The 14,596-nt window shown below is 36.1% G+C and carries 12 protein-coding genes; 3 read left to right on the top strand and 9 right to left on the bottom strand.

Annotation, left to right across the window (positions count from 1 at the left end; all coding sequences use genetic code 11):
• Nucleotides 1–2: 2 nt before the first annotated feature.
• From thiH to OCV67_RS05755, 5 genes are all read right to left on the bottom strand, one after another.
• Nucleotides 3–1,163: a 2-iminoacetate synthase ThiH gene (gene thiH, locus OCV67_RS05775; protein ID WP_147643038.1), complete on the bottom strand. Its 1,161-nt coding sequence runs from the start codon at nt 1,161–1,163 to the stop codon at nt 3–5.
• A gap of 6 nt (nt 1,164–1,169) precedes the next feature.
• Entirely contained in the window at nt 1,170–1,940 is a 771-nt protein-coding gene (locus OCV67_RS05770; protein ID WP_147643037.1) for a thiazole synthase, read from the bottom strand.
• A gap of 14 nt (nt 1,941–1,954) precedes the next feature.
• Nucleotides 1,955–2,758 carry a sulfur carrier protein ThiS adenylyltransferase ThiF gene (gene thiF, locus OCV67_RS05765; protein ID WP_147643036.1) on the bottom strand — a complete coding sequence of 268 codons (804 nt, stop codon included), beginning with the start codon at nt 2,756–2,758 and terminating at the stop codon, nt 1,955–1,957.
• Nucleotides 2,758–2,952 (bottom strand): sulfur carrier protein ThiS, encoded by a 195-nt coding sequence (thiS, locus tag OCV67_RS05760; RefSeq protein WP_147643035.1) that lies wholly within the window; start codon nt 2,950–2,952, stop codon nt 2,758–2,760. The genes thiF and thiS overlap by 1 nt, the downstream gene beginning before the upstream one ends.
• Nucleotides 2,953–3,091: 139 nt before the next feature.
• Entirely contained in the window at nt 3,092–4,318 is a 1,227-nt protein-coding gene (locus OCV67_RS05755; RefSeq protein ID WP_147643034.1) for a 6-phosphofructokinase, read from the bottom strand.
• Nucleotides 4,319–5,011: 693 nt separating this feature from the next.
• On the opposite strand from OCV67_RS05755, the gene OCV67_RS05750 reads away from it, so the two are divergent.
• Nucleotides 5,012–5,887, top strand: coding sequence for an AraC family transcriptional regulator (locus OCV67_RS05750; RefSeq protein ID WP_178085021.1), 876 nt, complete (start codon nt 5,012–5,014; stop codon nt 5,885–5,887).
• A gap of 15 nt (nt 5,888–5,902) precedes the next feature.
• Here the strand turns inward: OCV67_RS05750 and OCV67_RS05745 are convergent, their stop codons facing one another.
• The 4 genes from OCV67_RS05745 to OCV67_RS05730 form a co-directional block, all read right to left on the bottom strand.
• The gene (locus OCV67_RS05745; RefSeq protein ID WP_147643032.1) at nt 5,903–6,985 is read right to left on the bottom strand and encodes a lipid II:glycine glycyltransferase FemX; all 1,083 of its coding nucleotides are present in this window, start codon (nt 6,983–6,985) and stop codon (nt 5,903–5,905) included.
• A 196-nt stretch (nt 6,986–7,181) separates the two neighbouring features.
• Nucleotides 7,182–7,955: an RNA polymerase sporulation sigma factor SigG gene (sigG, locus tag OCV67_RS05740; RefSeq protein ID WP_147643031.1), complete on the bottom strand. Its 774-nt coding sequence runs from the start codon at nt 7,953–7,955 to the stop codon at nt 7,182–7,184.
• Between the two features lie 400 nt (nt 7,956–8,355).
• A complete protein-coding gene (locus OCV67_RS05735) occupies nt 8,356–10,590 on the bottom strand; it encodes a glycoside hydrolase family 9 protein (RefSeq protein WP_178085020.1) in 2,235 nt (744 codons plus the stop codon).
• A gap of 66 nt (nt 10,591–10,656) precedes the next feature.
• A complete protein-coding gene (locus OCV67_RS05730) occupies nt 10,657–12,465 on the bottom strand; it encodes a glycoside hydrolase family 9 protein (RefSeq protein ID WP_147643030.1) in 1,809 nt (602 codons plus the stop codon).
• 261 nt (nt 12,466–12,726) lie between these two features.
• On the opposite strand from OCV67_RS05730, the gene OCV67_RS05725 reads away from it, so the two are divergent.
• Together OCV67_RS05725 and OCV67_RS05720 are read left to right on the top strand one after the other, a co-directional pair.
• Nucleotides 12,727–13,992, top strand: a complete 1,266-nt coding sequence (locus OCV67_RS05725; protein ID WP_147643029.1) for an O-acetylhomoserine aminocarboxypropyltransferase/cysteine synthase family protein — start codon at nt 12,727–12,729, stop codon at nt 13,990–13,992.
• A gap of 24 nt (nt 13,993–14,016) precedes the next feature.
• Complete coding sequence (locus tag OCV67_RS05720) at nt 14,017–14,550, top strand: flavodoxin domain-containing protein (RefSeq protein WP_147643028.1); 534 nt, start codon at nt 14,017–14,019, stop codon at nt 14,548–14,550.
• Nucleotides 14,551–14,596 lie beyond the last annotated feature (46 nt).

Below are 14,596 nucleotides of genomic sequence, written 5' to 3'. Positions count from 1 at the left end.
TATTACACTCTCACATAATCGGTAAAAACAGGCTGAAGTCCCTTATCAAACAAAGACCGTCTCACTTCATCAACGCTTCTAGGATCAGATATTTCAAACTGTTCGTCTCCCTTTTGTTCATTATCTCCATGACCGCCGATACCTACTTTAACGCCTGCTGAAATTTTTGTAGCCGCAAGTCCAACTACATTGTCTCTGAAACCGGCACGTTCACGAGTTGAAATTGTAATTCCTGCATAAGGCATGAAAATCCTATACGCCAACATTACCTGTAAAAGCTGAGTTTCATGAACATCGTTCGGATTATTTTCCGCATTGTTTATATATGGGCGCAATCTTGGAAGAGAATATGATATCTCTGCCCATGGATATTTTTTCTGAATCATATATGCATGAAGTCCTGCTGCATAAGCGTCTTTTCGGAAGTTGCTAAGTCCAAGAAGAGAACCAAATGCAACACCTCTCATACCGCCCATTAATGCACGTTCCTGCGCATTAAAACGATATGGGAAAATTCTCTTTGCTCCCCTTAAATGTACTTCCTCATATTTTACAGGATTATAAGTTTCCTGATAAACGCTTACAAAATCCGCACCCGCTTCCTTGATCAGAGCATATTCATCGGAATTCATAGGATAAACCTCAATGCCTATAGTTGAAAAATATTTTTTTGCAAGTCTTACAGCGTCTGCAATATATTCAACCGGAGAAGCGGTTTTTGACTCTCCTGTAAGCAGAAGAATTTCACGAAGTCCGGTTTCTGAAATAGTTTTGTACTCCGCTTCGATCTCTTCCATTGAAAGCTTTCCTCTTTTAATTTTATTAGAACAGTTGAACCCACAGTAAACACAGTAATTTTCACAGTAATTTGCAATATAAAGAGGCGTAAACATACATACTGTATTGCCGAAATGCTTTGCAGTTTCAGTTTTTGCACGCTGTGCCATCTGCTCCAGCATCGGTTCTGCCGCAGGAGAAAGCAAAACAGCCAAATCATTAATATCAATACTATCCTTTGACAGTACGTTGCGGACATCCCATGCAGTATATTTTGAGTAATCATATTTATCAGTCATTTCAAGAACCTTGTTCATGATACTATGATCAATCTGCTCCATACCTTCCTGATATTCCATATGATTGGTTTCACGAATTTTTATCATAATTTATCAATCCTCCAAAAATCCCGTAAGAGGACTTGAAGCTTCTGCCTTATGCTCCAAAACACGTCCCATACCGGCAAGATAAGCAAGTCTTCCTGATTCAACAGCAAGTTTAAACGCAGAAGCCATTAACCCTACATTTCCGGCAGTTGCAACGGCAGTATTAGCCATAACGGCTGCACAGCCCATTTCCATTGCTTCACATGCCTGTGACGGACGTCCAATACCAGCGTCAACAATTATAGGCAAATCAATTTCTTCAATAAGAATTTTTATAAAATCTCTGGTAGAAAGTCCTTTGTTACTGCCAATAGGAGCTGCAAGAGGCATTACCGCCGATGCTCCTGCTTTTACAAGTTCTCTCGCTGCATTCAGATCAGGATACATATAAGGCATTACAATAAATCCCTCATCTGCCATCATCTGAGTTGCTCTGATCGTTTCATAATTATCCGGCAAAAGATATTTAGTGTCACGAATAACTTCGACTTTAACAAAATCGCCGCAGCCCAGTTCTCTTGCAAGTCTTGCAATTTTCAGCGCTTCTTCGGCAGTTCTTGCACCGCTTGTGTTAGGAAGAAGTGTTATTCCCTCGGGAATATAATCTATAATACTGTCACTGCTTCCGGCATCTGCACGGCGAACTGCAATAGTTGCCATTTCTACTCCCGCATTTTCAATAACCGTTTTTGTCATGTCCATAGAAAACTTTCCCGAACCCAAAATAAAACGGGAATTAAATTCATGTCCTCCGATAATAAGCTTATCATTATTCATCTTCTTTACTCCTCTCACGGCTCCTCATTTTCCATAATAAGCCGTAATATCATATTAGCCTGATGTCCTGCACAGACTGAAACTCTCGGCGCCATAAGACCGTTTCCCGGTCTGGCTTCTGATTCACCGTCTCCGCAGATATACAGATTTTTCATTATTTTTTTAGTTACTATTTTATTAGAACTTTCAAATCCTGCCATTCCCGAACCGCATACCAGCTTTTTGTCAGGAAAATCAGAAAGGGCTCTTTCAGTAAGCATAGCTTTAGTTTCAGGATTATCAAAAGCCTCACAGATTATATCACAGTCACTAAGAAGTACTGTACAATTCTCATTTGTAATTTTTATTGTTTCACAGCAAACCTCAATAAAAGGATTTATTCTTTTGATCTGTTCTTTTAAAGCATCTGTTTTAAACATACCCAGATGTTCAACATAATAACTCTGTCTGTTAAGATTACTTGGCTCAACAATGTCAAAATCAATTAGTTTCAGATACCCTACACCCATTCTGGCAAGCATTACTGCAATATTTGAGCCAAGTCCGCCTAGTCCGCATACGGCGACTCTTGCTTTTTTTACTGTATCGTGAACTTTAGGCGTATGTCTTGCTGCCATAAGACTTTCCAACTCTTCCTTAGGAGGCATAACTCCTTTTTTGATAATACTGACAATATCTCCGTCTTTGACAGTTAAATTATCAGATGTCTGAAAACCGTTTAAAATAGTAATACATGCGGAATCAAAATATTTATCACGGATCTCAAATAATCTCAAATACTGCGTTTCAAACGGCTTACCATTAAGTATAATTTTCATCAGCCGCCACCCACAAAACTTACGACTTCAAGACTATCATTATCATTTATTAACGTTTTATCATATTCTGACTTTGGAACAATATCTCCATTTTTCATTACCGCAATTTTCAATAGATTAAATCCCTGATCCTTCAAAATACCCGACAGAATTGTTTGAGTTTCAAGTTTAATTTCTTTACCGTTTATTTTCATATTTCCTCCTTTTATTCCTCAAAAAGACAAAAAAAGGGTTGCACCCGTGGTGGTGCACCCCTTCAATTCCTGAGATTACAATATAAAAATTTACATAGTTATTATATCAGTTTTTTTTAAGCTTGTCAAGTATTTTTTATTAAAACCAGTTTGGAATTTTCAAATGTACCGGCATACCGTTTTCCATAAGAACATTTACTTCTCCCTGAATAAGCGGCAGGAAATAATCCAGAGCAAAAGCTGTAACATTATTGCCTTGATTATTTATCCATTCCTTTGGAAACAGTCTTTCCTTATTGGCAACTTCCTTTGCATCTACAGTAACAATTTCCGAAAAATAAGGTCTGTCGCTGATTCTTTTAAATGCCATCATTTTACCAGTCTCGCCTTTTACGGCTGCCTTTACTGCTTCTTCACCTATTTTTACTGATTCGTCTACATCAGTTTTTGAAGCCATATGTGACGCACATCTCTGCATTACATTAAGTTCGATCGAACGAACCTTACAGCCAATTTCTTTTCTGACAATATTTTCAAGACATTTTCCTATTCCCGATAAATATTTATGACCGAATGCATCATCGTGTCCCGATTGGAATTCTTCAGCAGCATACTCCCCGTCACTAAGTTTTAATCCTTCCGAAACAGCAACAACAACAGCGTTATGCTCCACTAGCATTCTTTTTACATCTTCAAGAAATCTTTCAACACTAAATGGCGTTTCGGGTAAATAAATAAGATGCGGAGCATTTTCATCATTTGCTTTAAGAACACAGGTTGAAGCTGTAAGCCAGCCTGCGTCACGTCCCATAATCTCCACAACAGTTACAGATTTCACACTGTATACAGAGCTATCCCTTGCAATTTCCTGCACTGTTGCCGCAACATATTTTGCAGCTGAACCGAATCCGGGAGTATGATCTGTACACATAAGGTCATTATCAATGGTTTTAGGAATACCGATAACCTTTACATTAATATTGTTTTTCTTAAAATATTCAGAAAGCTTACATACTGTATCCATAGAATCATTTCCGCCGATGTAAAAAAAGACATCAATGTTATTTCTTTTAAAGCAGGAAATGATCTTTTCATAAACCTCACTGTTATCATTAGCATCAGGAAGCTTAAATCTGCATGATCCCAATACAGTAGAAGGAGTAAGCTTAAGAAGCTCCAGATCCTTATTGCTTTTTATTATACTGCTCATTTCCACAAGTCTGTCATTAATAATGCCTTCAATACCATTTATAGAACCATAAATTTTATCGATTTGCTCATTTCTTGACGCTTCTGAAAAAACTCCTGCGAGAGAAGCATTAATTGCACATGTAGGGCCTCCGGATTGTGCTGCTGCAATATTCATATTAAACTCCTTTCATGCCGTTGAAGTACCCATATAAACAATAATAAAATCTCCACAGCGGCAAACGGAGATTTTTGGCACTATATGATGATTTCAGTTAAAATAACCACTAATTATTATATATTATATCAAATTTTTCAATTCTGTGCAATACTTAATTATATATAGTATAGCTTTAATATTGCAAAAAATTACAAGCCTTATTCTGACTATTTAATTGCAGAATAAGACTTGTAAAATACAGAATAATAATCAAAAACGATACACTGTAAAGGCCTCTCCGATATGTCCGACATAACATATCCCTTTAACAGTTAAAATGGACAGGTAACTTAATTATAATGTTTAGTAATAAATTAAAAACTACAGTTATTTTTTTATCTTCTTATAAAACTATATAAAACTTTTTAAAATTCATATCCAACCAAGTCAATATCGTATAATTCTATAAATTTATAAATTATTCATCTGTACGTTGCCGACTATAAAACCACCGACAATAATATTATTATATACCTGTTTTTGCAAAATATCAACCGACAATATTGCATTCTTTTTGTATTTTATTGTTATCCCAGCCGCATGTTATTTGTGCATATTTAACATATTATTTTTTATTTTGTTCTAAACTATTGACTTATTTTACAAAATATATTATAATATATTTATAATTAACAAAAGGATGTGAATACATTGCACAATTCACTTGATAATTTTTCACAAAAAGATATAAAAATAACCAATATTGTTTCAAAAGAAACCGAGAAATCTGTACTGTATGTTCACGAAGTAGGATATTTAACATCTAAAAGTGTATCTCCCACAAAGCGATTTCAAACAGATTCATTTCTCTTCCTGTATGTAGTAAACGGAAAAGGAGTTGTAGAATACGACGGTTCAGTTTATAAGGCCGATTCAGAGCAATGTATTTTTCTTGACTGCCGCCGTCCGCATTCCTACCAATCCGATTCGAAAGAACCATGGGAGGTCATGTGGGTAAAATTCAACGGCACCCCGGCGCAATACTATTATTCGTTATTTACCCGTGAAAAATGCTGTGTGTTCATTCCTAATAATCCTCAAAACATTAAAATAATTATAAGTCAAATTATAAATAATAACGACCGAAAATCCAAATATACTGAAATTATAAACGCAAAGCTTATTACAGATTTAATGACTTCTATTATCACAGAATATTGTATATATAAAGATTGCAGTGGCAAATCCAAAAACAAGATTTTTTCAGTAATTGATTATCTTGACAAGCATTTTACAGAATCCATTAATCTTGACGATTTAGCAGAAAGATTCTACATAAGTAAATTTTATCTTACAAGAGAATTCAAAAAGGAATTTGGTATTACGATAATCCAATATATTTTAAACAAACGAATAGAATATGCCAAAGAACTTTTAACTTTCACCGATAAGACTATTGAAGAAATTTCTGAAATATGCGGTTTCCACGATCAAAGTTATTTTTCAAAACAGTTTAAAAAATCTGAAAATATAACCTGTCTGTCATACCGTAAAAAATACAGTAATTCAAAAAATCAGGCTTCGTAAATGAAGCCTGATTTTTTATTTGTGACGTCGGCACATATCAAGAAGTCCTGCCGGACTTACATGCAAAAATCTACGGGAAAGTATTCCGATCTTTTCAATAATTCCCGAATTGAATCCGCTGTATTTCTTAACAAATTCTCCTGCATATGTAAGAACTTCCCCGTTAAATCCCTGTTTAAATCTATATACACCGTAATTAGGATGATTTTCGTTTTTATAAAAAGGTATTCCCTGAAAGTCATAAATACTGCATCCATTTTCCACAGCCCAGCAAATCATATTCCACTGCATTAAATAATTCGGCATTACGTTTCTGTGCTGTGCTGTTGACGCACCGTAAACATAACATGTTTTTCCTGCATACTGAGTAGCAACAGCTCCGGACAACGGTTCGCCATTATAATAACACATATAAAGCCGACAGTGTTCCCCAAGACTTTCAAGCATACGTCTAAAATATTCTTTGCTTCTTATGCAAAAGCCATCACGTTTTCCGGTTTCCTCCATAAGCATATAAAAATCATCTAAGCATTCTGTACCGCAAACTTTACACTCTACTCCTTTTCTTGAAGCAACTCTTATATTATATCTCCATTTTTTATGAAAACTTTCAAAAATTTCATCTGCACTTCTTCCATTTATCCGCAGTATATAATTATTTCTTGCTTGTATAGTTGTCAGTTCCGGAGCATTTTCATTAAATTCAAATTCCAAATTCCGGAGCACTTCAATTTCAATTTTATCATTTTCTGTAATACAAGGATCGACCCTCAGTTCATACCCTCGGTATTTCTTCCTTATTAATTCAATTCCTGCAAAAATATCCTTAAGAGTTTCTGTATCTCTGTAATCACAGACTGGTCCGTGAGGAGAATACAAAAAGGAACAACCAAGAAAGGGTATTAGCCTAATAAGCACTAAAGCCGTACCCTTAATTGTTCCATTTTTATCTCTTGAAATCACCGCTTCGTAATTCCAATCTTTTTTTACACCCGTCCAGCAAAGGGACTGCATAAAATTACCATTTATATGATTAGAAACAAAATTCTCATATTCCTCTCTTGTTTTTACATCATTTTTATTTAAAATCTCGTTCATTATTATCCCTCTTTTTACATTTATACCATTCCGCCGCAACTTTCATATATACCATGCTTTTTATGAAATTTGTCTTGGAAATCAATTATTTACTGATAATAATGATGCATCATTTTGTTATCTGTACAGTGAAAATTTACTTTCTATTTATTATACGATTGAAAACTACAAAATGTTGCATAAATTTAAAAAAAATTCAAATTTGACCTTTAACTTTTGCCAATGCGCCTTTTTCTAACCGTGAAACCTGAGCTTGTGAAATTCCGATTTCATTTGCAACCTCAACCTGTGTTTTTCCCTGAAAGAATCGTAGATACAGTATATTTTTTTCCCGCGGGTGCAAATCCCTTATGGCTTCCTTTAAAGATATTTCATCAAGCCAGCTGTCCACATCATTTTTGTCGCCAATTTGGTCAAGAACATACAGAGTATCTCCGGAATCAGAATAAACCGGTTCATATAATGAAACCGGATCACTTATACTTTCCAGTGCAAGTACTACATCGCTTCGTTCAGCGCCGATCTCTTTTGCGATTTCTTCAATTTTCGGTTCACGCTGATTAGCGGCCGTAAGACGTTCTTTTGCCTGCATAGCCTTGTAAGCAAGGTCTTTCATTGATCGGCTTACCTTTATCTGACTGTAATCCCTTAAATATCTCCTGAGTTCTCCTGCTATCATCGGTACGCAATAGGTTGAAAATCTAACTTCCTTAGTCAGATCAAAATTATTTATTGCTTTGATAAGTCCCACTACGCCTATCTGAAATAAATCGTCTATATCTTCTCCTCTGTTTGTAAACTTCTGTATAACGCTTAATACCAAACGTAAATTCCCATTTATAAGCTTGTCCTTAGCTTCCTTGCTGCCTGTTTCCTGAATTTCACGCAGCAAGTCCATTTTTTCTTTTTCTTTCAATACTGTCAGCTTAGATGTATTAATTCCGGATATAACAACTTTATTATATGCCATAGCCAATACCTCACAATTTTTTCTATTGTAATTATTGGCATTTATAAGCCTGAAAATGCATGATGATTCAGTGAAATTTTTTCCATAAAAAACTACTGATAAAATTAATTGAGTCAAAAGAAACTGAATTTTGTTTCAATCAATGAGGTAAATTCACTGCCGTAGAGTTATTAGATTTATTTGAGTAAAGATAACCCTGCAATAAAAATAATAAATTAAACTCTTATAAATATAAAAAAGCCAATAACATCTGCGTAAAACACAGATGTTATCAGCTTTATATGCAGTTCATGTTTTCCCTTGGAAGAACATTATTCCCTATATCTATATATATAATCGCATTTTAAAATCCCTCTAATTGTTAATTTAGATCTCTCAATATATGAACGGACAAAGTTAATTATTTCGCCAAAGTTCTTCGCATAATTACTGCATCAAAAATATTAAGCTTATCATCTTCATTCATATCCGCATTAATTACGCCCTGCTTATCAATCTTAATCGTATCTTTAATAAGATATCTATTAAGTAATACAACATCAGCTATATTAAATTCACTGTCAAGATTAATATCACCTTTAAGCTTTGAAACGTCGTCAGGCGTTTTTCCATTAGGTTCAGTACCCCAAATAAGCTTATCTCCGTCATACATCGTCATATATGGGGTTTCGATCATTGCATCTTCGCCGCCCTGTACAAGGTCTTTAAACGAATAATCATTTGAAGGATCCCAAACATTCTGAATTGTATCTGCAATACCTATTCTGAACTGCAGTTCTGAACGATGTTCTGACTGTCCCGTAGGCATTACCACTCTGCCGTCGCCAAAAGTAATCTTTACATAATAAATATTGCCTTCATAATGAATCGGATCTGATACTGTTGCAACGCCCTCATCACCTGAATGCTGATCAGTACCTTTCTGAACTTTAACATCATCTATCGAATAACCTGCGTCAACCAGTTCTGAAATATCAAAATAATAATTATATGATAAATCTTCTATTACTCTGGCAGGCCATGCCGAATGGTTCATAGCATACGCCTTTATTTCAGTAAAGCTATTAGACGCTTGATTTATTGATGCTTTAATAAGAAATTCAGGTCTTGTAGGAGTTTCAACAGGAGGAAAATCCTCTAACGGCGTACCGCCGTAATCGTCGATCATAGCGCAAAGCGCAGCGGTAAATCCAGCATTGTAATCAATTGCAACCTCTGTATTCTGGTATGATGAATTTGTATCCGTAAATGTTCCGTCCTGATTCGGACCGCCCTCTAAAGCTCCGTAAAGAACATGCGCATATTCAGTTTCCCACTTATCGCTTGGAGTGTCTGAGCCTAATTCATTCCAGTGATCATCATAAATACCGCTTGATGTTCTATGATGAACATTAACAGGATTTTTTTCACCCATTCCAAGAACATAACTCAATCCAAGATCATTATCTCCGAAAGCATAATCCATCTGTGATTTTGCCCATGTGTTATATTTATCAACAAATGCCGCATCATCAGCAAAAATAGTATCAGAAGCTATCATAGCCATAAAGGCGGTAGTTGTAGCATGTCTTAATGAACCCCAATTGAAAAGCCAAGCAAGACCGTCCGGAGTATATTGAACCTGCTTTCCGCCGTATCCGGTAGTCCAGTATTCAAGATGATGCTTAACATGCTGTTTCCATTCATCCTTACCTGTATTCATAGCATAAAGAAGGGCAGCTGCCTGTGAGGTATCGTCCCAGCATAAACCCCACGTATACTTACGCTCTGTAGACTGATTTTCTTTTGGGAAGTAGGGAATATAATCGCTTTCACAAAGATCCAGATATTTCTGTTCTCCGGTTGCCATATACATCCAGTTGGCAGCATAAAAAAGTTCGTCAATATAATCTGCTACAGTGCCTGACTGTTTTGTATTATAGTATTTTTGCTGCACGCCCTGATCATCATTGCTTCTTGTTTTATCGGCAAGTTCAAAAAGACTTTTTGCATGATTGAGATAGCTTTCTGCAAGTTCAGGATTTTCGTCCTTGAACACGATATATCCCGCCGCCATTGCAGACGCCATTTCTGCAACAGTTGTAGTACAAGTGATTTCATCATAAGGACGGGGATCTGTACCGCCTTTCAGTACATACTTTCTCATATAAACTTCAGCAGAACCCCACCATACATGGTCAAAAGCGTCATCACCGATTGTTCCTATAACTTTATCGCCTAGGTCACAGCCTGCGACAAAATCCAGTCCCCACTGAAGATTTCTAAGATACGAATCATAAAGACCTGCATTCTTTACAGCATCCTTATATTGTATAAGTCCCCATGCAAGAATAGTAGCCGAATAAGCATTTGTCAATGAGAATTTAAGGTGATCGCCTGCGTCAAACCAACCGCCGGGAACAACGTCATTCTCAACTGAATCAGCTCTCCACGATACTTCATTCCAGTCCGGCAGTTCACCCGCCTGCTGAACCTGATAGAAAAACATTGACTTTTGTAACGCTTCACCGTAATTATATTTGCTTCCTTCCTCAGCTGATACTGTCATTGACGTCTCTTTTATTAAGGGCATGGAAGAAGCCACAGAAGAAAGAGAAATAACAGCCGAAACAGCTGCTGCAATAATTTTTTTCATACATTACACTCCTTTTCAGATAAAATGTCAATGCGTTTTAATGCACTGACATTTTATAAGTTATTATTACTGTTCAATTAATATTCTTCTTACTGCAACAAGATCAAAAACATTTATCTTTCCGTCATCATTTACATCATAATTAAAATCACTAGTATCAACATCTTCAGTTAGTTCAGCCTTAACAAGATATCTTCCAAGGCATACAACATCAGTAACATTGACTACACCATCATTATTTACATCGCCCTTTAACTTTTCATCACCTGTTGTTTCAGTAGTTTCCGTTGACGGCTGAGGCTGTTCTTCACCGTCGAATTTGTAATTTTCATCAATTTCCGGTGCATTCTTTATAATATCTTTAATTGTTGAAGAATCTCCGCCGTATTTATCTGCAAGTGCTGCAATAGCAAGAGCAAAGCTACCATTGTAGTCCAGTGCAGGTTCTGTGAATTTGAATTCATTTTGATGATCTAAATAATTTCCATTTGCATCGCAGCCGCCTATCATCGCACCGTAAAGAACATATTTACTTTCGGTATTATCTGCCGGATTACCTGTTCCCGGATTAGCTGCTCTGTGATGATAACGTAAAGCATATTTATCACTATATCCAATTAAAAAGCTATATCCTGTCGGATTGTTTCCTAAAATATAATCCATCTGATATTTGGAAGCTTCATAATACGAATCATCATTTGTAATATCAGCTATATGTGTTGCAAGCATCTGCAAAGCACAATTATAACGTGAAAATCCCCAGCCGTCATAACCCGGAGTCGCATATTTGCTTGTAGATAATCCACCCATATTGTTCAGTTCAAACTTCATTTCGTTGACATATGTATTTGTATCATATCCACATTCAGCAAGGAGAGCTGCATAACCGCACCATGCCTTATCCCATGTATACATATAATAATCATAAACATCGCCTGTGTTTCCTGTATATTTACCGTTGTTTGTGCATTTATATGTAGGATTATATGAAGCCGGAAGTGTTCCGCCATTATTTGCAATTGCACACCAAAGTTCTGCAAATGCTATCTCATCATATGCATCGTTACTGTTCTGGTACATACTACCATATCCATCCGATGCACATGACGGATATTTTTTTGCAAAAGCTTCAAGAGAATTAGCATATTTCAGACATTCTTTTGCATAATCCGGAGCAGAATCCTTTAAAACAATAGACGTAGCTGCAAGGCATGACGACATCCAACCCGCTGTACATCCGTCAGGATGTGATGAATCAGCCCAATATGTATTACGAGTCATATTCTGACTTTCCGGCGAACTCCATACGCTATGGTCAGTACCTTCATCGCCCACCATATAACAAAAAGCAACAACATCATTTCCGTTAAGGTATGTAACCTTCATTAGATAATCAGCATTTTTCTTAAGGATATATTTAAGATGATCTGTACTGTCCGTTTTGTCATATGCATTCGGATGTGAGTAATAAGACCATGCAAGACTTGTCATAGCAAATCCCATTGTTTTGTTGAATTTAATATGATCTCCCGCATCGTGATATCCGCCGGAAACGTCGACTGTATTTGAACCACCGTTTGCACTCTGTATAAAGCTTTTTGAAGAAGATGAAAGGCCTTTAGCACTGTCCAATGAAGCCTGTGCATCATATGTATGACAATTTCCTCTCCATGTCAGACAATTATCGTCTACCTCTGTACCGCACTCATTAGCGTCAAAAAAATACAATGACATTGCCAGAGCTTCAGCATAATTTGCTCCGTCAGCCGCAGTAACTGTTGAAAAATTCATTGTACCTGTAATCGTACATGAAAACAGCGTTGCAGCGCTGACTAATGAAGCCATGGCTTTTTTCCATCCAGCTGCTTTTCTCATTTAATATCTACCTCCATTTTTTAATATTAATCCAATATCCATATTTATTATTTTATCACATTCCAACTATAAATTTCAATGATTTTTCAATGTTTTTTTATATTTTCAATAAAAATTTCACAAATTGCACAAAATCTGACAGATAAATTAGTGTATATCGCTTTAATGAAAATTAAGAAATAAAGTATTGACCATGAGTTTAAAATATGATATTATATTAAAATAAAAATATTTGCTGCTTTAGGCAGAACGGAGTTTATTATGAAAATTGAAACAAAATGTCTTCATGAAGGCTATCACCCAAAAAATACTGAACCCAGAGTTATACCGATAGTACAAAGTACGACCTACGTCTATGACTCTACAGACGATGTTGCAGCCGTCTTTGACGATCCTACAAAAAGTCTGATTTATTCACGTTTTGAGAATCCCACCGTCATGGCAGTTGAAGAAAAAATTGCCGCTCTTGAGGGCGGTGCAGCTGCAATGGCAACATCAAGCGGTCAGGCTGCTACACTTTGTTCGTTGCTCAACATATGCAGTGCCGGCGACAGCTTTATTTCTACCGGAACTATTTACGGAGGAACAGTAAATCTGTTTGCCGTAACCTTAAAAAAATTGGGTATTGAATGCATATTTGTCGATGCAGACGCTTCTGAAGAAGAGCTTCAAAAAGCATTTAAACCGAATACCAAGGCTGTTTTCGGCGAAACACTTGCAAATCCGGCATTATCAGTACTTGACATTGAAAAATTCGCAAAACTTGCCCATAAAAATAATGTTCCTCTTATTATTGACAACACATTCCCGACGCCTATACTTTGCAGACCTATTGAACATGGAGCAGACATTGTTGTACATTCTACTTCAAAGTACATGGACGGACATGCTGTACAAGTCGGCGGCGTTATTATTGACAGCGGTAATTTTGACTGGACAAACGGTAAATTCCCTGAATTCACCGAACCGGACGAAAGCTATCACGGTATAGTTTATACACAATCCTACGGAAAGCTTGCATATATCGTAAAGGCAAGAATGCAGCTTATGAGAGATTTCGGATGCTATCCTGCTGCAAATTCCGCTTTCCTGCTTAATTTAGGTCTGGAAACACTGGCAGTACGTATGAAGCAGTACTGTGAAAACGCTAAAATAGTTGCAGACTATCTTGAAGCTTCCGACAAAGTTCTTTCCGTTAATTATCCCGGACTTAAAAGCAATAAGTATTACGAACTGGCTCAAAAATATCTTCCTGACGGATGCAGCGGCGTGATTACTTTTTCAATCAAAGGCGGAAGAGATAATGCAGTCAAATTTATGGACAGCTTAAAGCTCGCATCAAACGTTGTTCACGTTGCGGATATCAGGACTTGCGTACTTCACCCTGCAAGTGCTACTCACCGTCAGTTAACCGATGAACAGCTTGCAGCTGCCGGTATTGACGGAGGTATGATTCGTTTCTCATGCGGTCTTGAAAATATTGATGATATTATTGAAGATATTGCTCAGGCTCTTGAGAAAATTTAATAATATTTATAAAGGTCATTTATTATGAAAAAAGGAATAATAATATATAAATCAAAATACGGAGCAACAGAAAAATATGCAAATTGGCTTTCAAAAGAAACTAATTTTGATTGTATAATTAATAAATCTATTGATATAAATAAAATACTTCAATATGATATAATTATTTTTGCCGGTGGAATATATGCTTCTGGAATAGCCGGATTAACGTTTTTAAAGAAAAACTTCGCACATTTTGCAAATAAAAAAATTGCAGTACTTTGCGTAGGAGCATCACCATTTGAAGAAAAGGCTTTTGAAGAAATTTATAAACATAATTTTAATGGTTCATTAAACGGAATTCCATGCTATTATGGGCGGGGTTCATGGGATGAATCGTTAATGTCATTTAAAGACAAAACCCTATGTAAGCTTTTGCAAAAAGCAGTTTCAAAACAGTCTCCAGATACATATGAACCATGGCAAAAAGCTTTAATGTGTGCAGTAGGTCAAAAATGTGACTGGACCGATAAAAAATATTTAAATCCTTTGATTGAATGGATAAATTCCATTGATTAACAAGATATTTATAAAATTTCTAATGCATCAAAAAAATTAAAACACC

The sequence above is a fragment of the Porcipelethomonas ammoniilytica genome (genome assembly GCF_025567485.1).
Taxonomy (GTDB): domain Bacteria; phylum Bacillota; class Clostridia; order Oscillospirales; family Ruminococcaceae; genus Porcipelethomonas; species Porcipelethomonas ammoniilytica.
This window is presented reverse-complemented; position numbering and strand designations above follow the sequence as displayed.